Here is a 24,932-nt window from a genome sequence, read left to right on the forward strand (position 1 = left end):
AGTAGTTCCGAGGGAACATCATGCCGACAGAGCGTTAAAGGTTCCTCTTGCGGACATCACCGCTTCGCCGTTCCTCGTCAAAGGGCTTCATTCAGCCAGGGAGACGCTGGTGCTGTTCGGGCCAAGTCCTGCAGGGACAGGGACTCTTGAACCTTCATAGTCGGAGTTGAGGACGAGCGTCACCCCATCGGTGACGTCCAGCTGGTAGGCGACTATAGCTGTCCAATCCGACTCGGTACTGAACCGCCCCGGGTTTGCCGGAGGCCATTTGGTTTGAGTCACGCTGCCATGGCCGGTTCTTCCAGCATGGCGTAGTAGCGTGCCTCGGCTTCGGCCGGCGGGATGTTGCCGATGGGCTCCAGCAGCCGGCGATTGTTGAACCAGTCGACCCAGTTCAGCGTTGCGAACTCGACGGCCTCGAAGGAGCGCCAGGGTCCGCGCCGATGGATCACCTCGGCCTTGTAGAGGCCGTTGATGGTTTCGGCGAGAGCGTTGTCGTAGGAGTCGCCGATACTTCCGACGGAAGGCTCGATGCCCGCCTCGGCCAAACGCTCTGTGTAGCGGATGCTGACATATTGAGATCCCCTGTCCGAATGATGCACCAGGCCACCGCGATGAATGGGCCGCCGCTCGTGCAGGGCCTGTTCAAGAGCATCGAGAACGAAGCTCGCATGCGCCGTCCGGCTCACCCGCCAGCCGACGATGCGACGCGCATAGGCGTCGATCACGAAGGCCACGTAGACGAAGCCCGACCAGGTGCTGACGTAGGTGAAGTCCGAGAGCCAGAGCCTGTTCGGCGCCGGGGCATGGAAGACCCGGTTCACATGGTCGCGTGGACATGGCGCGGCCTTGTCCTGGACCGTGGTGCGGATCGGCTTGCCGCGGATGACGCCGTGTAGGCCCACGTCGGCCATTAGCCGCTCGACTGTGCAGCGCGCAACGCCGAAGCCTTCGCGCAGCATCTGACGCCAGACCTTGCGCGCACCATACACCTCGAAGTTCTCGGTGAAGACGCGCTCGATCTCGGGCTTGAGCTCCAGGTCCCGCTTCGCCCGCGCCGACAGCTTCTCGGGATTGGCGCGCTTGGCGACATGGTGGTGGTAGGTCGACGGGGCGATCGGCAGCACCTTGCAGATCGGCTCGACCCCATACGCCTCGCGGTGATCGTCGATGAACGCGATCATCGTTTGAATGGGCGGTCGAGCTCCGCCTGGGCAAAATACGCCGACGCCTTGCGCAGGATCTCGTTGGCCTGCCGAAGTTCTCGGTTCTCCCGTTCCAGGGCCTTCAGCTTGGCCGCCATGTCCGCCGGCACACCGGCCCGCTTGCCGGCATCCACCTCGGCCTTCTTCACCCACTCGTTCAGCGTCTGGCCCGTGCAGCCGATCTTGCCCGAGATCGACATGATCGCCGCCCAGCGGGAGGGGTGTTCATGCTCGTGATCCAGCACCAGCCGCACGGCTCGCTGGCGTACTTCCGGGGAAAACTTGTTCGTCGTCTTGCTCATGATGGCTCCACCTTCTCAGGAGTTGGAGCCTCCGGCAAACCCGGGGCGGTTCAGTACCGACGTCTGTAACGCAAGGAAGAAGTGGCATCGCGGGCAACGCATCGCACAAGCCATCGCCATCCTTGTCACCACCGATAGTCAGCTTGTCGCCGGGCAAATAGACGGTTCCCAGGAGCTTCTCGGCGTGCCGACTTTCGATCTTGAACTCGCGGACTTTGCCCGAAATGGGCTGAACATACATGAGGACGCCCGCCATGGGGCCGTCCTCAGGGGCAACAAGAGAGATCGTTGAATCGTTCTTGAGTTCAAGCTTCGCGTCTTTCCCTCTGAAGACGAAGCTGACGTTGTGCCCTAGCAGCTTAGCCATTTTGTCGAGCTTCAGAGCACCGTCCTTGATGACGTATATACCCGGCGCAAGCCTAACCTCTGAATTTTCAGTGATCTCCAGGCCATCGCAATAGGTGCCGGGTGACAGTGTTCGGATCTCTTTTTCGATCTTCAGCTTGGTGAACTTGCACCCCGAGCTGGCCGCCTGATCCATCACGGGAGCACGAAGCGCCAGAGGGTCACGAATTATGGGACAGTCGGTAACCGGTAGGGGTGAGAAGTTGATGCTCCTACCGCGAAAGCCGCCGACGGAACACGAGAATTGAGCCACGATCCGGGAAACGTCCTTCGCGGCAAGACCGCTCGGATGTTTCGAATTGGTGTATGTCGAACATCCTTGAGCCCTTATCTCTGACTTACCACTGATTTTGAACACCTCTTTGCCGCTCTTGGCTTGCACAATGATGCACAGCATCGCTTGGCCGTGAGCACGAGCCACTGCGCGAACGGTGATCTGGGGACTTCCGGTGAAATAGCCAAGGAAGAAGTAGCCATAGTGATCTTGAGTAAGGGATAATTCGATTCTGCGCTTTGCTTCATCGATCACTACTTCGGTCTGGAATGTCGCGCCGGCGAAGCGATCCACAAGATTCGCTGATACGACGGATTCCGCAACCTGCTTTGCTGTGGTGGTATTCCAGCCCTTCATGCCCGCTTCCGTAGCGACGGCCATCACTGCTGCGTCCGCTGTATTCTGCAATTGGTTTTCTTGGTTCTCAAAAACATAGAGGTCGATGGCGCCGCCAACGACACCGAGAAGCATAGGTGCAATCAAGGCAGCCGTAACTGCGAAATTGCCCAGCCGATCGGCAACGAAGGCTGAAAAGGACTGTCCAAGGCGGACAATTGCGGATGGCCGTTTCATACGAGCGAAGTTAGCCGAGTTTACTAAATTCCTTGTTAAGCGCGGACTGAACCGTAGCAATTGATGATCGCGCATACGGAGTTGACGGCAGCAATGTCACAAGACGTAGGAGCCAACTTCCCTCGATGTCGGCTACAGAGACTCACCAGTTCTGTCGCGACGCACGAATGAAGGCCGCGTCAGTGTTGAAATGACACGGTTACCCGAATGTCCGCTTTCCAGAGGCCCCTCTCAGAACCGGTCGGGCAGACATCCACCCCCAAGCAGACTTCCACGAGGCGTTGATGCGTCCGATACTGACCCCAAAGCCAAATGCCGATGGACCCTTTCAGTGTCGCGCCTTATGTATTCTGGGCGTTTTGGTAGAACGATAAGAGAGCAGCAATGACATCCCACCCCCGCGCAATCTCCGCCTCGATCGACCCGATCAAGCTCGACCGGCTCGCCGAGGTGGCGGTCAAGGTCGGCCTACAACTCCAGCCGGGGCAGGACCTCGTCATGACCGCCCCTGTGGCATCGCTGCCACTGGTGCGCCGCATAGCCGAGCACGCCTACAAGGCCGGCGCCGGGCTGGTGACGCCCTTCCTCTCCGACGAGGAGGTGACGCTCGCGCGCTTCCGACACGCCGCGGAGGAGAGTTTCGACCGTGCCGCCGGCTGGCTCTACGAGGGCATGGGCAAGGCCTTCGCCGGTAATGCCGCGCGGCTGGCGATCGCGGGCGACAACCCAATGCTGCTGTCGGGACAGGATCCGGCCAAGGTCTCGCGCGCCAACAAGGCGAACTCGATGGCCTACCAGCCGGCGCTGGAGAAGATCGCAGGGTTTGATATCAATTGGAATATCGTGTCCTACCCGAACCCTTCCTGGGCGAAGGTCGTCTTTACCGGCGACGAAGAGGATTTGGCGGTGGCCAAGCTGGCCGAGGCGATCTTCGCCGCCTCGCGCGTCGACAACGACGATCCGGTTTCCGCGTGGGCAGCACACAACGCGGCGCTGCGAACCCGCACCGAATGGCTGAACGGCAAGAATTTCTCCGCGCTGCGCTTCACCGGTCCGGGCACGGACCTGACCGTGGGCCTCGCCGATGGGCACGAATGGCACGGCGGCGCCTCGACGGCGAAGAACGGCATCACCTGCAATCCCAACATCCCGACCGAAGAGGTCTTCACCACCCCGCATGCGCGGCGCGTGGACGGTCGCGTGGTCAGCACCAAGCCGCTCTCCTACCAAGGCACGCTGATCGACGGCATCGAAGTGCGCTTCGAGGAAGGCCGCATCGTGGAGGCGAAGGCGGCGCGCGGGCAGGACGTGCTGGACAAGGTGCTCGACACCGACGAGGGCGCACGGCGACTGGGCGAGGTGGCGCTGGTGCCGCATTCCTCGCCGATCTCGCAGAGCGGGCTCCTGTTCTACAATACCCTGTTCGACGAGAACGCGGCGAGTCACATCGCGCTCGGCCAGTGCTACTCGAAGTGCTTCCGCGACGGCGCCACCATGACGCCCGACCAGATCGCGACCGCCGGCGGCAACAAAAGCTTCATCCACATCGACTGGATGATCGGTTCGGGCGAGATCGATGTCGACGGAATCGCCGCCGACGGGTCGAGCGAGCCGGTGATGCGTAAGGGTGAGTGGGCGTAGCGAAGGGACCGGGCGAAAGCGTTGCCCGCAGGAACCTAATAACCTCCCAGTTCGATACCCGGGCGGAACACGTCACGGCCTAAACCGATAGATTCGTGCTGTGCCACAAGATCAGGTGGACACATACTAGGTCCGTCTCCCCGATCACGTTTGGTTACAATCTGTAATGCGGGTGTTGCCCGCTGTGGCTCAGTGTTGCTCGGTGTGGCTCGAATACGTGAAAACCGTAATATTCTCAATATCTTAGCGCCTTGACGGCTGGTCGCAGGCGTACAATCTGCATCTCGTTCAACCTCATCACATGAAAGGAAACGAGATGAACACGAAGCACGAACCCGATCTAACTGAAGAGCAACTGACGCAGATTCTCGATAACCTCAGTCAGGAAGATAAAGACATCTTGCAGTGTTTCGCGCAGTTGACGCTCGGCGAATTCAAGCTGTTGCACGACGCATCCCACAGCATCCCGGATTTCAGACAGAGAGTGAGATCCTTCTTTAATGATGATCTAACTAGGAAGGAGGTCTGATATGAACACCGGAACAAAGAGCGCAGCCGACCTCGCATCCGAGGCGCCCAAGATACTCAAGATGCTGGAAGGTATCCGGATCGACAAGGTCAAGGTCGGCGAGGAACTGATCAGTATCAAGGAGAGCCTCAAGCGTGGGGAATTCGATCTGTGGTGCGAAAACCACCTAAAGACCCCAAAGCGAACTCTCTCCGATTACATGTGGATGGCGAAGGCCAAGAAGAGGCTCGCTGAGAAAAATGTGGATTTCACACTTTTCCGAGGCACCTCACTCGTGAAGATCGCCAACTGTTCGACCAGCGCACTGAACCAAATTGTCGCGAAGGCGCAGGGCAAGACAGACCTGTTCGATGCTGAGCTTGTCGCGCGGATCGTCAACAACCGGAAGTCTTCGAAACCCTCGCGCCCTGCAAAACCCACGACCCGGTCTGCGACGGCGAAGTCTGACACGATATCAGCCAAGGTCGAAAACACCCCGGAACCGAACACCGAGGAACCGAATGACGCCGACCCCTATGTGCCACAGGAAGGTGAGATCAAGCCCGAGACCGAGGAATCGAACCCGCACCTGATCCGGCTGCTTGTGCTTCTCGACACTCTCGATCCGGATGACCGCGCCGAAGCCCGTCAATGCCTCCGCGATCTGAACTTGCCGGTCCCGTATGACGAGCCGCGAGCACCTCCAATGCTCACCTATCAATCCCAGCCCACAAGCGCCCACTAACCGACAGGAGGCCAATATGCTCGGCAGAATAATATCGTTCCCTACGGATTTCGCAATCAGCATCCTAACTGACCTTAGACAGTATATCGAAAGCGAGGCTGATCTCTCAACTGAAGAGGTTTTAGCTACCATTCAAGTGACCATCGACTTGCTCAACGAACAGAAAGAAAAGTACGCGCCCACAAGCGCCCATTGACTCGCGCTCCTGCCCCTCGTCCGCCTTCTACACCGTGCGTGCGCCTCGCTTGACACACCGCAATGCAGACGCGTAACGTCGCTCGATCACACGCAAAGGACGAGGGGTACGCGGCATGTTCGACAGGATCGAAGATCGAATCCCTTTCGACCCGCAACCCTTCAAGATCCCCGCTAAGCTCGATCATCCGGTCCCGTCGTGGGCGTGGTCGATACACGAGTGCCGGGCCGCCAGCGACGCAAGATGCGAGCAATCGACTCCACGTCCCAGCCAAACCCTTTCAGCCATCCGCACCCGCTGAACCCCGCACCCTCCACAACGAGTCCGCCTGATACCGCTGATCCAACGGTATATTGGCACGCGCGATCTCGACCACGCTCTCAAACGTCTCCCGCACACGGTCAGGCCCGTACTCCACAGCTTCCCGATACTCATTGCAAAACGAGACCGGCAGCGAGTACTCGACCCCTTCGAAAGTGTTCTCCCCATACCCGCGCTCGACAACCTCATGACGTAGCCACAGAGGCCGACCTGGCTCCCACTGATTCCGGCGCCACGATTTCAGAATCCCGCCCATGATCTTGCGGACCTCGCCGACCGTCCACTCGTCATCCCCGCCATGCCCCGAACCCACGTTATGCAACCCATTCTTCGGTCTCTTCATAGCGCGCTTGATTAGGACCGAACCCGTCGACCCGCTTACGCGCTTGTTGATAAGCATCTCCTCGATCAGCATGCGGCCGAACCCGTGATCCATGCCGCCGGTTGGCATCAACTCCAACACATTGTCCACATAGAGCCACCGCCCATCATCCCGAAGTTCATACAGCAGCGGCACGCACCACATCTCGTTCGGCCCGCCCTCGACCACCCTCCCGCCCATTAGGAGCGTCAGGTACGCCATTCTGATATCGCGCAACCCGCTTACGAAGATATCGACGTCCGAAGCCTTGTATCCGATGGCTCGCGATCTGCGACCGGTACCGTTGGCGAGGTAATCCAACACCCAAATCGGGCGCTTCCAGCCTGACATCAACACATAGTCAGTCGGCGTCTGATCCCGCTGCAGGACCGCATCCCATACCTGCATTGTCATTGCCGCACCTCTGATCCTTCACCGACCGAAACCCGCTCGATCACCAACTCCCCATCGCCGTCCTCACCGCGAGTCCGATCACGCTTCGAGACCCGAAACACCTCCGGCCGGCGATCACTTTCAAATGAGACCGTCAGCAAGTTGCCCTCGATATTGATCCCGATTGTCGGACCATCCTCGACCGGGAAATGTGCCAGCACCTGAGCGAATGCGCTGACCATGCTAAGGAACAGCGGCCCGACCGAGTCGCGATACTTCGATGCGAGGTTGGCGACACGCGCGGCCTCATTCGCCAACTGCTGCATGTCATTCATGATCCGGCACCTGCATCGTTTCATCCTTGACGAGCCGCGCACGTTCGCTCTGAACCGCGGCGTCGCGTTCACGCTGCATCCGCGCCCATTCGCTATCGAGCCGCCGACCCTGCCCGCGATCTGCCCTCTCTGTGGCAACGGTCCCAAACACGCCCAGCGCTTCATCGAAATCGGTCATCGCTTCCCGCCCTTCTTAAACTGTTCGAGTTCTTCACGGCGTTTTGCGGCTAGATGTTCCTCGCGAGTTGGGGTGTCGTAGGGCGGCTGAAGTGTTAGGATGACTTGCGGACCCTCGCCCGGCCAGGTTTTAAGCACGCCCTCCGCGCAGCATCGCAGAACCGCCGCCCGCACGGCCTTGATCCCGTCTGCACGCCCTCGAAACGGATACAGGTTCGCGAGGCGACCAATGAACTTGAACCGGTCGATTTCGCGATTGTGCCACGTAGACGCTTGAGCGGTCGCGATCGCCACGGCCCGCTCTTCGAGTTCCTGTTCGGTCTCAGACATCGCTGCACCAGATCAGATCGCCAAAAACATAAAGACGGCCGCGATGAGCATCCATATCACCTCTCGGTTGGTCATCGGCTCCCGCATGCTACGAATGAACAATTGTTTCATTGGAGTGATCCCTTAATTTCGAAACATGGAAACGCACAAACCAACTAAACCGACGCAACCCGAACAATTGAACGCTGGCACCTCACGAACGCGACTGGTCAGTAATTCTTGCTGGCTTGGTTGTGCAGCCAGTCGAGGCCGTCACGATCAACGCGGACAAGGCTGGTGTTCGGGCGTTCCTTATCCGGTGCGTTGAAGAGAACCCTGTTCTCGAAGAGTATTTGGACGAGCATGTCGAGGCGGTCAGCCAGATGAGGTCCAGTCAGTTCGCCCCACTCGATGCGCTGCCGAAGGCCGTCACGCACCGCACGCAGCGGAACCGGCTCGTAGATCCCTCTGAGCAGGTTGAAAGCCTCTATGGCCTCGTGTTTCGAGAGTGACGGTGCGTTTTTGTTGATCTTCGTCGCCTTCACAGGAGCTATTTCAGGCGCAACGCGTTTTGCGGACTCGACCGGCGCACCGACCTCCACGATGCGGTTAATATTGCCGAACTCGGGGTTCAGCGGGTCAGGGCCAACGCGAAGTTCCCAGCGGGCATCCACGTGCATGTTCGCTAAGATGATCGGCACGAGTTTCCGGGCGTCGAGATGAGGCAGGGTTGCGCGCCCTGACCGAAACGCATCGAGCGTCGCAACCGACACGCCTGTCTTCTGCGCGAGCACGGCGTCAGGGTCACTCCACGCTTTGAGGACCTTGCGAACCTTTTCCAGCGTGGCTTCCTGATTTCGAGCGATACGGTCAAGCTCGTTGAATTCCTCGTCCACGACGCGTTCCACAGGTCGTTCAACCTTCGGCTTGCGATGCGCCTCAGATGTGTTGATGAACCCGCTCAGCATGCTGCCAATCTTGTCGATCATCATTCTTCTCCTGAAGTGCGTTCGCCTGTGGCAATCGGAAACAACCCGTAGCTGAAACCAGGCATTACGATTGGCAGGAGTTTCTCGATAGTTGTGTTTGCGATGGTTACGCTTGGACGCTTCACAAAAAGTGTTAGCGAGGCATAACTGATGCCCGACTTATGGGACAGACTATACAGAGATGATTTCGCCGCGTAAGCTACTGTTGCATCACGAATAAGCTCGATATCAGCAGAAATATTCATCGCTACGCCTCGTTTTAATGTCGCGATGACATTTATATTAATTTGACACCAAATTCAATAATCAAAGCTAATTTTCGCAGGTGCAGGCGCGCGTTAGTGTAATATATGAACAACAAAATGCAAGTAATCGATTTCCTTTTACTCAATGCCAAAGGATAGGCGCTGCATGGGACTCCTTTATTTCTTCTACTAGTTACTGGGCGGAAGACCAGCGGATATCTTGGCATTCCGTCGATCACTTGATTTCGTACCAACCGGGCTCCACCATGGCGCAATGTGCAACCTCTACAACGTCACCAAGGGACCCCAGGCGATCCTCGAGTTCACGCGGGCGATGATGAACGACGCCGGCAATCTCCAGCCTGGGAACATCTATCCGGACTATCCAGCTCCGATTGTTCCAAACGGTTCTTCCGGCCGCGAGCTTGTACGGGCGCGGTGGGGAATGCCCTCGTCCCAAAAGGCCATCTTTGATGCCACAGCGAAACGGGCGGCCAAGCTCGAACAGAAAGGCAAGGTAGTCGACTTCCAGGAACTGCTGCGGAACGAGCCGGATCTAGGCACCACCAACGTGCGGAACCTAAGCTCGAAGCACTGGCGTCCGTGGCAAAGCGTCGAGAGTCGATGTCTCGTGCCGGCAACGTCGTTTTCGGAGTATGGGAAAGACCGCGATCCCGAGACTGGCCGCCTGCCGCTCTTCTGGTTCGGATTGGAAGAGACCTGTCCGCTCTTCGTTTTCGCCGGAATCTGGACACACTGGAACGGCGTGCGCAAAGCGAAGGAGGGAAGAGTCAGTGCGGATATCTTCGCCTTTCTCACGTGCGAACCAAACGCCATCGTGGCGCCGATCCATCCAAAGGCGATGCCCGTCATCCTCACAACAGCCGAAGAGATGGACGTGTGGATGCGCGCCCCGTGGGAAGAGGCGAAGGATTTACAACGCCCGCTGCCCGATCACATGCTGACAATCGTCCAAAAGCCCGAGAACGCGGATGCAGCCTGACGAACCGCCTGGCTTCTTCTCGCGCTCAAGCCACCGAGCATTCTTTGTCTCGCATTCACCTCGGTGAGCGCTCTCTGCAAGTGGGCGATGGACTGCTCCAAATATTCCTTGTGACGAAGCAATGCCTCTTGAGAGAAACGCCGTTTCATCGGCTTCTCCTCGGTGATCTCAAGCACGGTGTCGTCATTGATCGTCTGAAGGCGCTGTCGCATGCGCCTTCATTATACCATTAAATGATTCGCGGTTAAATGCGCCTTCTGGTACAGGCGCTCTACCAGTCGGTAATTATCCACATTTGACCAGTATAATTGCCGCACGCAGCCATCGTTAAATTGTTATTCCGCCCATCATTCACGATATCGAGACACTTGTTGCTGCCCGTGAAGTCAGTCTTGAGCTTATGACTACCGTCGTTCATTCTCGAAATCTGCCACATCTGGCCAGAATAATTACCACACCTTGCCATCTGGAGTTTATTATTATTGCCATCGTTTACAATATCGAGGCACTTATCAGGTCCGGTAAAACTGGTTCTAAGTCTGTATCTGCCGTTCCCTGACTGAGTAATCTGCCAATTCTGCCCGCTGTAGTTACCACATTCCGCCATGGTCACTTTGTTGTTCGCGCCGTCATTGACGATGTCGAGGCACTTATAGGGGCCGGTAAACTCCGTCATCAAAGTCTCTGCGGACGCTTGAGGTACCCCCATCGCAAGAGCGGTTACGATGAATACAGGAACTAGCTTGTATGCAGGCATTTCAGTCTACCCCACCAAATACGAACGTTTGCGCCCTTCCGCCAACAGCATGAACACGCTGATAATGGCACTTTAGGGAACGCAAATCGCGAAGTCGAGCGCCTCAAGAGCGGAAAGTGGAACAGAAATCACAATTCTTGCCACTAGGAATATGTCGCATGTCCCCAAGCGCCCTCGTTTCCGCCTGCACCCGCGTACACATACCGTGGGAAGGACGTGCTCGGCGCGGCGAGCGTGTCGCTCGTCGCGACTTATCAGCGTCGAAGGCGTTGAGGTTCAGCAGCGTCTCCTGTCGTCGACGATCACCTCCTTGCTGCGGAGCTGGTTCTGCAGATACTCGATAATGCCGATTGATTTCAGCGTCGCAAACCGCACCTCATACTCAACCGGCATTCCCCATTTGGATCACTTTTAGGCATGGTAGTAGCACCCAAGGCGGTCCGCCAAGCCTTCTGTCGGCTTTGGCTCGCTCCGGCCGCTGTAAATTGGTGCGAGGTGGTGCTAAATCGGTCGTTTTGGCACCCAGAGACGTGATTTTAACCATGCGCCGGACACAGCTTTCCCGTCGCCAGCGTTGGATATCGCGGATTTGGCTGCGGACCCGGTCGCAGGTAATTGGCGAGGTTGTAGGCCAGCGCGTGAAGGTGAAAACGGACTTCGTTCGCCGCAAAGCGCATGCACGAGAGCCGCGTTGTAGGCGTCGTTGACGTCTTCATAGCCGGCGAAGCGCGAGAAGATCGATTGCCGCAGGAGTGCAGCGAGATCGTGACGGCCGTTCTTCCCGGTGCGTGGATCGGCGAGAAGATCAGTCGCCAGCCCGGTGAGGCCGAGGGCATCATCGAGGTCGCGGTGAAGTAGCAGACCACCATCGGAACTGATTGAAGAGCAGCAGAACGCCAACTTCACCGTAAGGTCAAACTTGAGCCGCAACGGGCCGGATTCTGCATCACCCGTCGCGTTCACCGCCAAGTCCCCGCTCCATCATGTCTAACTCATTGTATTCGTGAGGATATCATGCTTCGGCGGGCAGCGAAATCGGGTCCTATCTGGGATATCCGGGTTTGTAGGAATGGGCCGCATTGCCACGTGCGTTAATCATATGAATGTTGGTGTACTGGGCCACAGACTCATGATCGCGTGGCCATACGCGGATTGTAACGAGTTTACACAGCGCCATTTGGCTGCCGACCCCATTCAACCTCGAACCAATAGCGTCAATGCCATAACGGAGTCATTCCTCGTATCAGACTCAAAGCTCCTTTGATAATGGATCCTTCGTAGATGACGCGGCAGCAAAATCGACCAAAGCTGACTCAGTGGGTCAAGCGGGGAAAGTCACTGTGACACAGGAACCGGACCCGGAAGGCGATCGGCCTGCCACAATCCGCCCGCCCAACTGGCTGGCGAGGACCGCTACCACTTTTGTTCCCAGCCCTCCTCCAAAGGTTGGGTCGTAGCATGACGGAAGACCGCTACCCTCGTCGCATACGCTGATCTCGTGCGTCTCAGACATGATCCTGAAAGAGACATCGATCCGTCCATCGCCATGCTTGGCAGCGTTGGTGACGAGTTCGTTGACGATGAGACCGATCGGTTGAATGCGGGTTGTCGCGACCTCGCCTTCGTCGCCACCGACAGCGACGGTCTTTCCCACAATGTCCGACAGGTCCGCGCACATCCGTCGCAGGAAGGTGATGCATGAGGTCGATTCAGCCGCCTCGTCTGACTGGAAATGTCGATGCACACGCGCAACTGCCCCCACGCGGTTGGCCGCAATCTTCAGCTGTTCTGCAGTGGCGTCCGCAAGATGGTTTTCACGGCTCTGTAGGGTTAGCATGCTCGAGACGAATTGCAGGCTGTTCATGACGCGGTGATCAATTTCGCGCGCCAGGATCTCCGCTCTCGCAACGGCTTGTCGCGCGGAAAGCCGCAGTTCCATCTGATCCATGACAACGGATGCTAGGTCCTTGAGGTCTTCTACTTGAGCATCGTCAATGGATCGAGGAGTTTTGTCGATGACGCAGAGGGTACCGAGATTAAATCCGTCACTAGTCGTCAGTGGTACCCCTGCATAAAAGCGCAACCCGAAATCCCCCGCGACGAGTGGGTTGGTGAGAGAGCGGGGATCGACGCTCGCATCCGCTAGAATATGCGGGTCGGGCGACAGAATGGCTGACGCACATAGACCCGGCTCGCGGTCGATCTGCTCCACAGAAAGGCCATGACGCGATTTGAACCAGATGCGGTCATGGTCGACGATACTGATGATCGCAATCGGCGCATCGAAGCGGCGAGCCGCTATCGCTGTTACACGGTCGAACGCGCCGTCTGGTGGCGTGTCGAGAATATCGTAGCGCCGCACAGCGGCCATACGTTGGGTTTCGTTCTCAGGAATGATGCTTCGTGTAAGAGCGTTCAAAATTGAGAGATTTCCCAACGTGGCCTTTAAGTGTCGAGCGGCATACTATTACCCCGCGACAGGTTTGTCGACATGAGGCTTGCTCTCGCCGCTGTGCCTACCGGCTGCCTTTTTGCCGCGCCCGACAAAAGTGCCAGGACGACTTCCTAACCGATTCACTCATTCAACTTTTGGGCTCTACGGCCTAGGGGCGAGAGTGCGCAGATCGAGCCTAGAGCCGAGCCGCGAAACGGGGAAATAGTAAGATAATGCAGGGAGTATGGAACAGCAGCTTGGTCCCCAATCCGGATCATTGAACTTCCACGTGAACTCTAACCGCACTGTGCGCAACCTTCTGAGCGTCTGCGCCCCGGAAGCGCCCTCGATGGCTTGATGTTTCTCCAACGCGCTTCCGGATGGTTCTAGTTACACGGACATCGATTTTCCCATCAATCGGATCGGCGGAATCGGTCGCCACGAGCGGCCCCTGGGCGGCGTGACTTCGGTCATCGACACACCTTCCGAACATCCCGTGCTTCTGCCATGATTGCTATTGGCGCGGGCATGGGGGCAAATGTTTCAATGAGGAAACAGTTAGTTGAATGACAGCGATCTGACGGGTTCACAGCGCTTGGCGGCCTCATCCGCAGCCGATTCGCCACGTCATCCATCCGTGCGCAATAAAAGTCGGTGGATGACTTGGAGCTTTGCCGCCCGCAGACCAAGCGTTCCCGCGCTTGCCTTTGCATATGTGACTTACATAGTGGCCGCTGCGTTTGGTCGCTGGTTGATGGTGATCCCCGGGATTCCGATCACTGTTTGGCCGCCCAACGGCGTGATCCTCGCCATGTTGCTGACGCAGCCGCGGCAGACCTGGCCCTGGTGGATTCTCATCGGAGCCGCGGGTGAACTTACCGGCAATGTGATTTGGTTCCAAAACCCGCCTCTGTGGGCGCTTGGCTATGTTGCTGCGAATGCCGCCGCGGTCACTTCTGCTGCATTCGTCCTCGCACCCTACGTCCAGGCACCGATCCGACGGGTCGCCACGTTGCCACAAATACTGGCCTTCATCGTCATCGGGGTTCTGGCGGCGCCGGTCATCAGCGCGACACTCGGCAGTGCGGTCAGCGCGCTGGCTGGGAATAACCCGTTCACTACAACCTGGCCGATCTGGTGGCTCGGCGACGCTACCGGATTCCTGATCGCCACGCCGCTGGTCATCTCGACCGTGAACGTCTGGCGGGAAAGGGCTTGGCCAACGGGAGCGCAGCTACTAGAGGGCGCCGCCATCGCCCTGCTCCTAACAGCCATCAGCGTGTGGGAAATCGCCACCGGTGCCACATTCGCTTTCCTGTTGCTGGTGCCTGTTCTTTGGGCGGCGCTTCGATTTGAAGTCCGCGGCGCTGCATTTTCGGTGCTTGGAGTTGCGATTGCGATCGGTTTCTATGCGCAAAGCATCGATCCTGCGCAGGTATCTGCCGCCACTGCGGCACTGCTGCATCTCAAGATGCAGGCACTGACACTTGTCGCCGCGTCGACCGGGCTCATCGTTGCTACCGTCATCCGACAACAGCGTCAGGCGGCAGTGGATTTGGCCCGCGCTAATGCCGAACTAGAGGCCCGCGTCGCTGAACGTACTCGAGCCATCGAGATCGCCGAGCAACGCTTCAAGGCAACGTTCCAGAATGCGGGCGTCGGCATCAGCATCGTCGGAGGCGACAGCATGCTCCTTCGTGTCAACGACCGTCTGGCACAAATGCTCGACTACGACGTCGACGAGATGGAGGGCCATCCGCTCGACCAGTTCACCCACCCGGACGACCTTTCGCTTGGCGAGGCGGCCTGGAGCCGGCTAAAGTCCGGCGCAGCGGACGATTATGAACTCGAGAAGCGATATATCCGCAAGGACGGTTCGACCGTCTGGGGCCATACGACGGTCAGCTGTGTTCGCGACCCCGACGGCAGGATCGCCTATCTCATCAAGATCATTCAGGACATTACTGCGCGCAAGCGTTCGGACGAGGCACGCCAGTTGCTCATGCGCGAGGTCAACCACCGCAGCAAAAATCTGCTCACGATCGTTCTAGTCATTGCGCGCCAGATGGCCGCGCGATCGCCTCAGGACTTCGTCAGGGTTTTCAGCGAAAGACTACAATCCCTTGCGGCGAACCAGGATCTGTTGGTGCAGAGCGAGTGGCAGTACATTGACCTCACCGATCTCGTTCGCACCCAGCTTGAGCATTTCGGCACCGTTGGCGACCGCATCATCCTGTCCGGCCAGTCGGTGATGATACCACCCTCCGCCGCGCAGGCGCTAAGCATGGCTTTGCATGAGTTGGCAACGAATGCTGCCAAATATGGCAGTCTCAGCAACGAGACGGGCCGTGTTGAAATTGCTTGGAACATCAGCGAGGATACTTTCTGCATCTCTTGGCGCGAGACGGGCGGACCAGAGGTGGCCGCCCCCAGATCCGTCGGATTTGGCAGTGTAGTGTTAGACAAGATGACTGCATCGTCGCTGTCGGGGAAAGTCACAATCGACTACGCACCAGAGGGCATCGTCTGGCAGTTGCGGTGCCCGCTCTCGGCCATCCAGCCCAAGCGCTAAGTATGGATCACCCCTGCACTAATAACAGTCATAACAGTGCGGGAACAGCGGATCAATTCCGGAGTAGTCCGAGGAGGGCGGGCACTACCCGAACCTGCTGGGTCGTTATCTTGCTAACAGCGAAGGCATGCTACTCAACCAGGACAACAGGGTAAATGGCCAGGTTGCCGCGCTGGACGTAATCTCGCACACATCGGCGCTCGGCGACGCTACGTCGGACTGGTACAAGCAGAGGTTCAACTGCTGCATGTAGATCGGCAAAGACGTTAGCGGCGCCCCGCTGGAATAGGGGTCTAATCGACGGGATCGACCGCTACGCGGCGCTCGCGATCTAACCGGCGGCGGGCGGCGTCGATAGCGCGGCGTGCAGAATGAGATGCGCTGGAGGTGGTGCTGGGGATCGTAGCGAACCCATCGGTGCGCGCCTAGCCGATCACGATCCAGCTGATGAACCTAGCACGGAAACGCGCACCATCTATCGGCGAAGAACGCATGGCCACTGCCAGTTCTGGTTGTGCAATCGCGACACACGATCATCGGCTTGTTGCTTCTCGATCCTGTCGGAGTGAGATAGCATGGAAGTCTTCATAGAAGTAACCCGTGAAGGAAGCGTGGGCGACGGCACGCAAAATTGGAACGGAAAGCGCTTTATTTGACGGCGGACACGGAAGAAGGGCCAGTCTTAGTATACGAGTTGCTCTCCCCGACTGAGCGCGAACCCGCTGCCGCGAGTGTTCTGGCATTCCAGCCCCGTGGTTTCCGAATAGCAAACGAGGTAGTCGCCGATAAGAAGACGCTCGCCGTACTTTAGAACCTGGGAATCCGGATTGACAATCGTATCGCCTGCGCAAGCCAGTTTGGCGGCTTCCGCCGCGCCCACAAAGAAAGTCTGCCCCCAGTCTAGATCGCAATCTTGAGGTCTTCTGGTAAAGCTCTGCTGATCGACCTCCAGGATGTCGCAGCGCACGCCGCCTTCTTCGGGATCGTCGTCCGCCTCGCAATGGATGTTCCCCGAAGGCGACTGAAATTCGAACCTCTCGGCCGAGGCGGGCGCGGTGAACATGGTCGCAGCAGTCAGTAAAATCAAAGTGGCCGGTGAGCGCGACATCGTAACTCCAAAGCCGGTGTGGTAATGAGAGCGAAGGGCCGCAGGGCCCTTCGCAAAGCCGCTCCGCGGCCGGCGCGACCGTATCGACTACTGCCGGCAGAGTACGACGGAAGCCTCATCGTTGAAATCCGGCAACGAATTCACGCCACGATTGCCCTGGACAGTCTTTACTGCCCCGCTGCCGTCGTCGTGCTGCTTCAGGATCGCAGTTGAATTGTGGTTGAGCCGCACGGAGGAGATACGATCGTTCCACCCCTCCAGGACCTTCGCGTTCAGACCTTCGCAACCCGCGGTGCTGTTGCGGGAAAGCACGGCGCACTCGCCGTCCTTCAGCGCGAATACGGCGCCCTGGAGGTCGTTATGCTCGAAAAAATCACAACCCGCCTGGGCCATAGTGCCCGACCCCACGAGCGCGACGGCGGCAGCGGCAAAAATCATCTTCATGATGTAGTCTCCCAGTCTTTTCATCAAGGCTACAGAATGCAACCCCTCCACATATGAGGCATCAAATGATTAGCCTCGATACATGTATGCGGTCACAAACATGAACGCGACATGAATGGAAAGAATGCGCTAGCGCGGCTCCTTCCACAGATTGAGATAGGTGGCATCGAAGTCGGCGCGCGTCGCCAGAGCCTCGAAATCCAGGATGCTGACGCTCGTTCCCTTCCAGGTCACCTCTCCGGTGCTACGCAGTTCCTGGATTGTTCGGTTCATATGGACCACGGATAGCCCCATGATGTCGGCGATATCGGCCTGAGTTATCGGAAAGTCGAACCTGTTGTCGCGTGCCAGTCCCGCCACATTCAGCCGTGTGTATGTTTCGCAGATCAGGTGCGCGAGGTGTTCCTCAGGCACCCGGCGTCCAATGCTAGTTATCCATTCTTTCGCAATGGCGCCGTCGCAGACCGTCAGCAGCCACAGCATGCGGGTGAGATGAGGCTCACGCTCGCAAAGTTCTCTCAGATCCCGGTGCGGGAAGAATACCACTTCGCACTCGTTCAGCGCAACTACGTTGTGGCTGATCTTCTTCAGGAGTAGCGCCGGAAGGTCTACAAAGTCTCCGGGAACATGGAGGCCGTTGATCTGGCGCTTTCCGGATCTTAGGTGACTCGCTCTTACCGTGAAGCCGTTGATGACCAAGCAGCTTTCCCGAAGCCGCGCGCCGTCCGGGATGATCTGTTCGCCACGCTCGCAAATTCGTTTGCGGAACGGCAACGAGCGTATCTGCGCGACTTCGTCGGCACTCAGATGGTCGCGCTGCAACAGTGCTCGGAGAAGTGGTTCGAAAACCTCAGACATGCGAACGTTTCCCTCCGGCGTTTGTTAGGGTTGTCATCCGGCATACGAAATCGGGGCTTGCACTAACAAATGGGAAAGCACCGCCCGCGACGCAGAATTAGGTACGCCGCCCATGGTCCGAATAGAGCCTGTATCCGTTCGCGCGTCTATTGGCGTTGAGAAAGGCAACATCGCTTACGTCGATGAAAGCCTGGTCGCGGTGGTGGTCTATCTCGAGGATGATGTTTACGAGGACATGCGAGGGTTGCCCTCCCAACTCCAAAAGCCCTCACCCCCAAGTCGCCACGCTCATTTGATTCCGAGCAAGCAAAAGACCGAAGAAGATCTCAGCCTGGACATTTGCAACAGACGACGACAAAAACCTCATGCAGATGTGATAGGCGGTGCCCCGGCATTGAAAGGTTGAAACCCACCGGGGCAAGCGAAGCACGTCGATCAGCACCGATCTTCGCGCCCCAAACTCGTGGGAACGACACGTTGCCACAGGCTGTGCCGCTCCCTTTCAAGGCCGGTTGTCTTCGGGACCGGTCGCCCATCTCATTTGAGTTTCGCACCGTTTATGGCTGCTTGGAATTTCGCGTCATCTTTGTAAGCTTCGATGAAATGTCCAAGCCGATACAGCAACTTACGCAACGGTAACGAACTCAAATCTCCGCCAGCGTGATAGACCATACGATTGGCCGTCTTGATCAACTTGCGGGACTGACTTCCAAAAAACGCGGGGCTATCCTCGTCATGATGAAGAGGCCGTCGGTCATTGTGATCTGGTCGAGCGCCCAGGACGGGAGCCGCAAGAGGTTAACGTCACCGCTGGCCGGCTTGGCGATGTTCATGATGGCGATTGCTTGGTCGATCTTGTTGTCGGCGATCACAGCGTCTTCCAGATCGGCGAGAGTTTCAGCGATGAATTCGAGGTCGGTGATGTGCTTTCCGTCACCTGCGCTCAGCGGCGTTCCAAGGGTCATCATGACCGCCTTGCTGATCCCGTCGCCATCAATCGAAATCTTCGGCGTGCCTCCGGGCTGCTCTTCGGAAACATCGTTGAGCGCCTGTTTGAGACGCAATGCAGCCTTGATTGGCAAGAGCGGGATCGTCTCGTCGGTGAGCCACGCAGTAGAGCCGTCGGCCATTTCGACCGCGACCTGTCGCTTGAGGCGTTCGCGAAAGAGGTTCTTCTGGACATCGTTGTCGGTTGCCGCAGCCTTGGCAGCTATCGTTCCCATTTTGGCGAACTGGATGAACCCGACGCCGGTAACCTGAAACGCCTTCGCGTCCCGCTCTGCGATCCTGAAATGCTCGTTAGGTTCGAGCTTGACGGTGATAGTCATTTGGGGGTGCTCCCGCGTTGAAATTTAAGTCGAACTCACGCGTACTAATCGACAATGTTTACAGCGCCCGTATTGGTTGGTTGCTGTTGAACTTTGATATTGACTGCTGCTTGATTGATGATCGCAGCCGCGGCTTGCCCGATTGCCGTCCCGATGCCTGGGGCGAATGACGCGATGGCGGCGCCAATGACTGGTCCCATTGTGGAGGCCGTCTGATCGAGAGAAGCCGCCGCTTGCACGCCTCCCGTGGCAATTGAATTCGTGATATCGTCGGCGGACACTTTCAGCTGGGCATCCCATGCCGCAATCTGCGCCTCGATAGACAACTTCTGCGTTTCGAGGGCCTGAACCTGAGCGTCCGACGATCCGGGAATCTTCTCGGCTTCTTTGGCCGCGCGAATCTTTTCGTTGATCGCTGCGAGTTCGGCTTTCAGTGTCGCCATACCTGCATCGAAGTCAGTCGGCGTTATCGGTTCGGATTCGACCTGCTTCGCAAACAGTTCCTTGAACCCCTGCCCCACGCCCTGTGGTGTCGCTTCAACCCCGCCGTGAAGAAGGTCAACGAAACTTTGCGGCAGCATAGATTCGAGACGTTCGTTGAGCTCTTTTGAACGCTGGGTGTTGGCCTGTATCTCGGCCAGCATCTGCTCAGTTGACTTTCCGAAATCCGAGACAATGGTCTCTCCCCAAGACAAGATATTCAGAAGTCCGATGAAGCTATTTGTGATGCCAAGACCAGACGACGGCATTCTAACGCGAGGTGTGCGATCTCTTCGTGAGCTACCAGATTGATCTGTGATCTGATCCATGATGTCATCGGCTGCTTCGTTGACAGCGTCGTCTAGACCTCCTTTGCCGGCCCGGAGGCCTTGCGCTGCTGCTGCTGCCATCAGCATTCGTGCTGCACCTGTCAGCGCAACGGCTGAACCATCGAGCGCCGCGGCCGATACGTTCAGCGGGTTGAGCGCGTTGAGAACCCCTTTAAGCAGGAGTGCTCCGATGCCGACCAAGGCCGCATCCTTACCGACACCAAGCGCGGCATCCGCTGCACCTTCCGGCAAAGTGTCCCCTCGCAGCAGGGCATCAATCGACTGCGCGGTCGTGGCGATGTTATTCAGCGACTCAATGAACGGGCCTTCCAGTTTAGAGGATATCGTTCCGAACAGATCGGAGATGCGCTTGCCTGCTTCATCGAGCGCGACGAGTGAGGACGTGGCATTGCGCGCTGCGATTTTCATCGGGTCGAACGGGTCTGCTGCGGCGAACTGTTCGAAGAACGCCGTGAGAGGTCCGAAACCCTCAATCAATTCGAGCGCCATATCGCGTGAGTTTTCGCGGCCAATGAACGGCTGCAATCTGCTCGCCAGTTCGGCGGGGTCCATTTCCGAAACGGATTTACCCGCTGCCTTTTCGAGGGCCGGCACGAGATGCGTCGCGATCCATTGCGGAGGATTTCGACGGAGATCATCTTCGGCGACTGTCTTGCCGCCCTTCCGCAGCTCCAGTGCAGCTAGAGCCTTGTTTGCTTCTTTCGATTGATTGCCCGACAGGTTGGTAATCAGCGAGTTCATCGAATTCGCGGCGCGCATGCCCTTGTCGGCGACGATGGAGAACATGGCCGCGAGACCTTGGTCATCCAGCGTTCGACCGGCCGTCTTCGAGAACGCTAGCGCAGTGCCGATCTTTTCCGGATCGAACTTCTCGCCCATTGCGATGACCGACATTTCGAGCGCGCGGAAAATCTTCTGTGTGTCGGCCGTGAATTCGCCAGTCTGAGCATCGACCAATTCGCCGGCTGCGGACTGTATCGCTCGACCAATCGATCCCGCTTGATCCGTTCCGAACTCGCCGGTTGATCGCAGACCGACAAGAAGATCATCGATGCGGTCCACCAGTTTGATTGCGGAGGTCATGCGTTGCTCGTCGGTGCCCTGAATCTGAGGAACGATGTCGGCAACTGCCTGATCGCGCGCGGCTCGCGTCATGAAGCGACCGGTCATGTCACGGCCTTCCAGCCGCTCCTTCATCAACGTCTGTTGTTCGACAGTGAGAAGCTGAACTTTCAAGTCCGAGATGTCGGTTGCGGCTGCGGCTTCCTTGAACCCTTGGAAGGTTGCATTCGTGACGTTGAAGATCGCACTGCCGACAATGATGCTCTTCGCTAGATCCCACGTGTTGCTGCCCATGACAGGCGCGAACCCGCCCTCAGAACGAGCACCTGGTCGCCGGGCGCCTGCACCATCGGCTCCTCCCCCCGTGGCAATGCGTGCCCCTGCACCCGACAACGCGGAGCGGATCGCTTCGGCATCTCGCCGCATCTTGCGCAACTCGGCCGCCATGCGATTGAGACCGCTGATATCGACGTTTCGCCCGAGGCTGTTCAGCAGGGCATCGGTCTCGCGAATCTCTTGTTGCAGACGCTCCATTCGTGTTTGGGCGCCACCTGTTCCAACCGATGGCACGGAAGTCTTGACGGCGGTCAGCTTGTTGAGCCGTTTCAACGCGCGTTCGGCGGCCCGAACTTCTGCAATGAACGCCTTGATGCCTGTGGTGTCGGACTTGATGTTGACTGGGTTCGATTCCAGGCGGGTCATCGTCGCGAGGAAGCCATTCAGATTGCCGCGCGCGGTGCTCTCGCCGAGCAACTTGACACGCACTTGAGCCTCCCGCCCGCTAAGGCGTCGCAGCAGGGAATCGACCCGACGCAGATCAGCGACGGCCGATGCGATCCCCGTGACATCCACGAGCGCGGACGACTTCTTGCCCGCCATACGAATCAACATGCGTTCGAGCGCGCGCACTTCGGTCCGTGCTGCGTTTGCCCCTGCGATGTCAACGCGTGGTGCGGCGCGGCGTCCTGAAAGGCGTGCCAGTTCTTGTTCCAGATTGCGAACCTCCGCCCTCGCCGATTGGATGCCTCGAATGTCAACGAGCGGACGAGCACGGGTGCGAGAGAGGCGCGTGAATTCGCGCTCCAGATCACGAACCGCACTCTTTGCCTTCTTGATCTCACGGTCATCGAGACCGAGCTTGCCGAGAAGGTTACCGCCGCGCTGCAGCTTCTTCGCCGTCGTGAACAGCTTTTCGAGTTCGCGGTTGACCTTGCGAATATTCGAACTCGAACGGTCCTTAACGAGAAGAGTCGCGCTCTCTACGAATCCGGCCACGTGGGTGATCCTTGCGGGTTATCAGAACTTGTCGTGCAGAGCGGCGACGCGGGCGGCGTGTTGGGCCTCGAGTTGCACGCGCAACGGGTGATTGGCAGGGAGCGGCGGCGGAATCGGGCTCGGGTCCACCTGCGGTTCCGCGACCTTCTTCGACTTCGCCTTGGGCTTCGAACCTCGCGTGCGGGTGTTCCAATCGCGGCTCATATCGTGTTCTCCGTCGCCGCCGATTTGGGTTGGACGATTGGCAGATTGGCGACCTGTTGATTGCAAGGAGGCGGTGTCGTCGCGAGAGTCATGAGATCTCTCCTGCAGTGCGTAGGAGCGTCGTTGCGCGTTCGAGAACCGCGGGTTGCGCATCGAGTTGTGGAACCGACGTGTCGAACGTGATCGATGACTTCGCGTAGAGTTTCACGTCGGAACCTGCGGTGTCGGAAAGGAACGCAACCTTGGTGTGCCCGCCTGCAATGACGAAGCCCGAACCTGCGGTTTTGTGCGTGGCGCGTATCATGTCATTCAGCCCAGTGCCCTTGCGACACCCGGCTCATCGCGAGATTGAGTTGTCGCTTCGCGCCTCGGCGGTCGTCCTTGTCGAAATGAAGTGCGAGGCCGCCGGTCGACTGCAGTTCGTAGGTTGCGACGACAACGAACTTGGTTGAGTTCTCGAACAGCACGGCTGCGTGCGTTTGGTTTGACGCGACGACGTTGCCCACAAACCCTGTGGCCTTCTGTCGAACTTCATGCCCGACAGGAAAACTTACGAGATCGGAACCGTCGTCACTGGGTTTCATCGCTGCATCGCCGCCAGCTTGAGCGACTTGATTGCGAGCGCGAGGTTCAGATGCTTCGTCGCGATTGGTTTCGAAAGCGCACCGGGTTTGTTCGGCGCTGTACGCGTCACGGGTGCTGCCTTGGCGACAAACAGCGCGTTGCCGTCGTCGCGATGAAGGAACGTACCTGCGGTGCACGGGCCGCTTGTGATGCGTGAGCCTTTGGTGATGTCGGGGCGTTCGCCTTTGCGGAACATGTCAGTGCCTCATGGCGGAATGCATCGTGAGCGGGATGCGCGGGATAAGCGGCATCTCCAACTCGCGAAGAGCTTCCAATTGTTCGGGGTTGAGGATCGGGATGAGCGAACCCGTCAGCGTCATGTAGATCGGCTTGGACGGGTCGAAATCAGGCGGCGACTTGCGGGAGTTCCGGTTCATGGCAACGGCTCCGAAGCAAGGTTCGGCTTGCAAGAGCCATCGGCGGGGTTGTCAGCCGCAAGGGCCGTATTGACGCGGAGTCAGCTTCAAGGGTCTGCAAGAGACCAGCCCGCCAAGGCGCGACCCCGCGATCACCACGCGAACCGGTCCTGCGGTCGTCATGGCAATCTAGAATCTGATTGGTTGTTTCCTGGAACATCTGATCGTTCTTGAAGCTGGCGGGCGAAAACGATGTCAATATGTGTACGACATAAATCGCCCAATATCAAGCATTATTTTGTCTTTTATTACTACTATCCAAGTATCATTCAGATTTTATTATTGCGCCAACCCGGCGATCGGTGTCAAAAAGAATTGACAAGGTGTACGCCTATAGTTGCCGCGTGAAAATTAATGCTTGATTTGAGCGCGAGCGTGTGTAAATCAATGTCATGTGATTTGCATGCGTGCATTACGTATGCGAGGGAAACAGGATTCAGAATATGACCGAGATTGTCGCGATTGGTACCTATGATGATCTGAACCAAGCGGTGCGAGAGTTGATTCCAACGACACGTACCGACTGTATTGAGATCGGCCTAGTTCCTGAGTTTAGTGAAAATAATCTTAGTGGTTTCAGGACGGGGCGTTTGAAACCCAAATTCCAAACGATGGAAAACCTGCTCGCGATCCTTGATCCTGAACTGTGCTTTGCGCTCGTTCGAGTTTCGAAAGAAGAAGCCGACGAGATCAGGCGGCGCCGGGCCGAGCAGCGAGCGTTGGGCAAGGCAGACGAGAGGCCCGCGAGCGCGCCGAGTGGGGCGGTCCTCGTCAAGGAGCCACAGGAAACGACGGTCACGCGTTCGGGCTCGCACGTGTCGCACATGATGACGGACGGCGCGATTGCAGCGGCTTCGCGTGTCAAGGAATGGCGGCCACTGCCCGACAAAGAGGGGTTTGAATACGGCGTTGATGAAGCCGGAAAGTTCGTGGACGGGGCGGTACGCCGGGTTGCAGGCGTCGCAGCATGAGCCCCCTTGAAAAGAGCGAACCTCCCTCAAGCGGGGCGATGCGTGAGGGAGGCTCTTTGCGAGGTAC

26 protein-coding genes, 1 pseudogene and 1 other annotated feature are annotated in these 24,932 nt (G+C 57.9%); of the genes and pseudogenes, 6 read left to right on the forward strand and 21 right to left on the reverse strand.

Annotated elements, in window-relative coordinates:
* Positions 1-278: 278 nt before the first annotated feature.
* Positions 279-1,507 (reverse strand): IS3 family transposase gene (locus BSQ44_RS06810; protein ID WP_114579930.1). Its coding sequence is split into 2 segments (ribosomal slippage): positions 279-1,219 and positions 1,219-1,507, totalling 1,230 coding nucleotides; the frame shifts between segments, so codons are not numbered across the junction.
* Positions 1,110-1,226, reverse strand: a sequence feature (AL1L pseudoknot). It overlaps the preceding gene by 117 nt.
* Positions 1,431-2,759 (reverse strand): TadE/TadG family type IV pilus assembly protein, encoded by a 1,329-nt coding sequence (locus BSQ44_RS06820; protein ID WP_072602517.1) that lies wholly within the window; start codon positions 2,757-2,759, stop codon positions 1,431-1,433. Before BSQ44_RS06820 ends, BSQ44_RS06810 begins: the two co-directional genes overlap by 77 nt.
* A 384-nt stretch (positions 2,760-3,143) precedes the next feature.
* Between BSQ44_RS06820 and BSQ44_RS06825 the strand changes: the two genes are divergently transcribed.
* From BSQ44_RS06825 to BSQ44_RS06835, 3 genes are all read left to right on the forward strand, one after another.
* Complete coding sequence (locus BSQ44_RS06825) at positions 3,144-4,400, forward strand: aminopeptidase (protein ID WP_072602518.1); 1,257 nt, start codon at positions 3,144-3,146, stop codon at positions 4,398-4,400.
* A gap of 316 nt (positions 4,401-4,716) precedes the next feature.
* Complete coding sequence (locus tag BSQ44_RS06830; RefSeq protein WP_072602519.1) at positions 4,717-4,929, forward strand: hypothetical protein; 213 nt, start codon at positions 4,717-4,719, stop codon at positions 4,927-4,929.
* Position 4,930: 1 nt separating this feature from the next.
* Positions 4,931-5,653 carry a hypothetical protein gene (locus BSQ44_RS06835; protein WP_072602520.1) on the forward strand — a complete coding sequence of 241 codons (723 nt, stop codon included), beginning with the start codon at positions 4,931-4,933 and terminating at the stop codon, positions 5,651-5,653.
* A gap of 476 nt (positions 5,654-6,129) precedes the next feature.
* On the opposite strand, the gene BSQ44_RS06845 is transcribed toward BSQ44_RS06835, so the two are convergent.
* The 6 genes from BSQ44_RS06845 to BSQ44_RS26795 all read right to left on the reverse strand — a co-directional run bounded on the left by BSQ44_RS06845 (position 6,130) and on the right by BSQ44_RS26795 (position 8,979).
* Entirely contained in the window at positions 6,130-6,945 is an 816-nt protein-coding gene (locus tag BSQ44_RS06845; protein ID WP_157894526.1) for a hypothetical protein, read from the reverse strand.
* Positions 6,942-7,259: a hypothetical protein gene (locus BSQ44_RS06850; RefSeq protein WP_157894527.1), complete on the reverse strand. Its 318-nt coding sequence runs from the start codon at positions 7,257-7,259 to the stop codon at positions 6,942-6,944. Before BSQ44_RS06850 ends, BSQ44_RS06845 begins: the two co-directional genes overlap by 4 nt.
* Positions 7,252-7,437: a hypothetical protein gene (locus BSQ44_RS06855; RefSeq protein WP_072602524.1), complete on the reverse strand. Its 186-nt coding sequence runs from the start codon at positions 7,435-7,437 to the stop codon at positions 7,252-7,254. The genes BSQ44_RS06850 and BSQ44_RS06855 overlap by 8 nt, the downstream gene beginning before the upstream one ends.
* The gene (locus BSQ44_RS06860) at positions 7,434-7,766 is read right to left on the reverse strand and encodes a hypothetical protein (RefSeq protein ID WP_072602525.1); all 333 of its coding nucleotides are present in this window, start codon (positions 7,764-7,766) and stop codon (positions 7,434-7,436) included. Before BSQ44_RS06860 ends, BSQ44_RS06855 begins: the two co-directional genes overlap by 4 nt.
* Before the next feature lie 209 nt (positions 7,767-7,975).
* Positions 7,976-8,737 carry a hypothetical protein gene (locus BSQ44_RS06865; RefSeq protein ID WP_072602526.1) on the reverse strand — a complete coding sequence of 254 codons (762 nt, stop codon included), beginning with the start codon at positions 8,735-8,737 and terminating at the stop codon, positions 7,976-7,978.
* Positions 8,734-8,979 (reverse strand): helix-turn-helix domain-containing protein, encoded by a 246-nt coding sequence (locus tag BSQ44_RS26795; RefSeq protein WP_157894528.1) that lies wholly within the window; start codon positions 8,977-8,979, stop codon positions 8,734-8,736. Before BSQ44_RS26795 ends, BSQ44_RS06865 begins: the two co-directional genes overlap by 4 nt.
* A 274-nt stretch (positions 8,980-9,253) precedes the next feature.
* Between BSQ44_RS26795 and BSQ44_RS06870 the strand changes: the two genes are divergently transcribed.
* Entirely contained in the window at positions 9,254-9,982 is a 729-nt protein-coding gene (locus BSQ44_RS06870) for an SOS response-associated peptidase (RefSeq protein ID WP_072602527.1), read from the forward strand.
* Positions 9,983-10,253: 271 nt separating this feature from the next.
* Here BSQ44_RS06870 and BSQ44_RS06875 read toward each other — a convergent pair whose 3' ends face one another.
* From BSQ44_RS06875 to BSQ44_RS26275, 3 genes and pseudogenes are all read right to left on the reverse strand, one after another.
* Entirely contained in the window at positions 10,254-10,739 is a 486-nt protein-coding gene (locus tag BSQ44_RS06875; RefSeq protein WP_072602528.1) for an RICIN domain-containing protein, read from the reverse strand.
* Positions 10,740-11,435: 696 nt separating this feature from the next.
* Positions 11,436-11,702, reverse strand: a pseudogene (locus BSQ44_RS27450) (transposase); the annotation flags it as partial.
* A 358-nt stretch (positions 11,703-12,060) separates the two neighbouring features.
* Complete coding sequence (locus BSQ44_RS26275) at positions 12,061-13,158, reverse strand: sensor histidine kinase (protein ID WP_157894529.1); 1,098 nt, start codon at positions 13,156-13,158, stop codon at positions 12,061-12,063.
* 577 nt (positions 13,159-13,735) lie between these two features.
* Here BSQ44_RS26275 and BSQ44_RS06900 point away from each other — a divergent pair.
* A complete protein-coding gene (locus BSQ44_RS06900) occupies positions 13,736-15,745 on the forward strand; it encodes an MASE1 domain-containing protein (RefSeq protein ID WP_157894530.1) in 2,010 nt (669 codons plus the stop codon).
* Positions 15,746-16,427: 682 nt separating this feature from the next.
* On the opposite strand, the gene BSQ44_RS06905 is transcribed toward BSQ44_RS06900, so the two are convergent.
* From BSQ44_RS06905 to BSQ44_RS06950, 10 genes are all read right to left on the reverse strand, one after another.
* Positions 16,428-16,853, reverse strand: coding sequence for a DUF6636 domain-containing protein (locus BSQ44_RS06905; RefSeq protein WP_072602531.1), 426 nt, complete (start codon positions 16,851-16,853; stop codon positions 16,428-16,430).
* An 87-nt stretch (positions 16,854-16,940) separates the two neighbouring features.
* Positions 16,941-17,297, reverse strand: a complete 357-nt coding sequence (locus tag BSQ44_RS06910) for a hypothetical protein (protein WP_157894531.1) — start codon at positions 17,295-17,297, stop codon at positions 16,941-16,943.
* Positions 17,298-17,426: 129 nt separating this feature from the next.
* Complete coding sequence (locus BSQ44_RS06915) at positions 17,427-18,155, reverse strand: Crp/Fnr family transcriptional regulator (protein WP_072602533.1); 729 nt, start codon at positions 18,153-18,155, stop codon at positions 17,427-17,429.
* A gap of 689 nt (positions 18,156-18,844) precedes the next feature.
* Positions 18,845-19,483 carry a hypothetical protein gene (locus BSQ44_RS06920; protein WP_072602534.1) on the reverse strand — a complete coding sequence of 213 codons (639 nt, stop codon included), beginning with the start codon at positions 19,481-19,483 and terminating at the stop codon, positions 18,845-18,847.
* Positions 19,484-19,527: 44 nt separating this feature from the next.
* Positions 19,528-22,650 (reverse strand): hypothetical protein, encoded by a 3,123-nt coding sequence (locus tag BSQ44_RS06925; protein WP_072602535.1) that lies wholly within the window; start codon positions 22,648-22,650, stop codon positions 19,528-19,530.
* A gap of 21 nt (positions 22,651-22,671) precedes the next feature.
* A complete protein-coding gene (locus BSQ44_RS06930) occupies positions 22,672-22,854 on the reverse strand; it encodes a hypothetical protein (RefSeq protein ID WP_072602536.1) in 183 nt (60 codons plus the stop codon).
* 88 nt (positions 22,855-22,942) lie between these two features.
* Positions 22,943-23,158, reverse strand: a complete 216-nt coding sequence (locus BSQ44_RS06935; RefSeq protein ID WP_072602537.1) for a hypothetical protein — start codon at positions 23,156-23,158, stop codon at positions 22,943-22,945.
* 1 nt (position 23,159) lies between these two features.
* Positions 23,160-23,438 (reverse strand): hypothetical protein, encoded by a 279-nt coding sequence (locus BSQ44_RS06940; RefSeq protein WP_157894532.1) that lies wholly within the window; start codon positions 23,436-23,438, stop codon positions 23,160-23,162.
* Positions 23,435-23,674 (reverse strand): hypothetical protein, encoded by a 240-nt coding sequence (locus BSQ44_RS06945; protein ID WP_072602539.1) that lies wholly within the window; start codon positions 23,672-23,674, stop codon positions 23,435-23,437. Before BSQ44_RS06945 ends, BSQ44_RS06940 begins: the two co-directional genes overlap by 4 nt.
* Position 23,675: 1 nt before the next feature.
* Complete coding sequence (locus BSQ44_RS06950) at positions 23,676-23,855, reverse strand: hypothetical protein (RefSeq protein WP_072602540.1); 180 nt, start codon at positions 23,853-23,855, stop codon at positions 23,676-23,678.
* A 482-nt stretch (positions 23,856-24,337) separates the two neighbouring features.
* Between BSQ44_RS06950 and BSQ44_RS06955 the strand changes: the two genes are divergently transcribed.
* Complete coding sequence (locus BSQ44_RS06955; RefSeq protein ID WP_072602541.1) at positions 24,338-24,865, forward strand: hypothetical protein; 528 nt, start codon at positions 24,338-24,340, stop codon at positions 24,863-24,865.
* The last annotated feature ends 67 nt before the right edge of the window (positions 24,866-24,932 follow it).

The organism is Aquibium oceanicum (genome assembly GCF_001889605.1).
Classification (GTDB): domain Bacteria; phylum Pseudomonadota; class Alphaproteobacteria; order Rhizobiales; family Rhizobiaceae; genus Aquibium; species Aquibium oceanicum.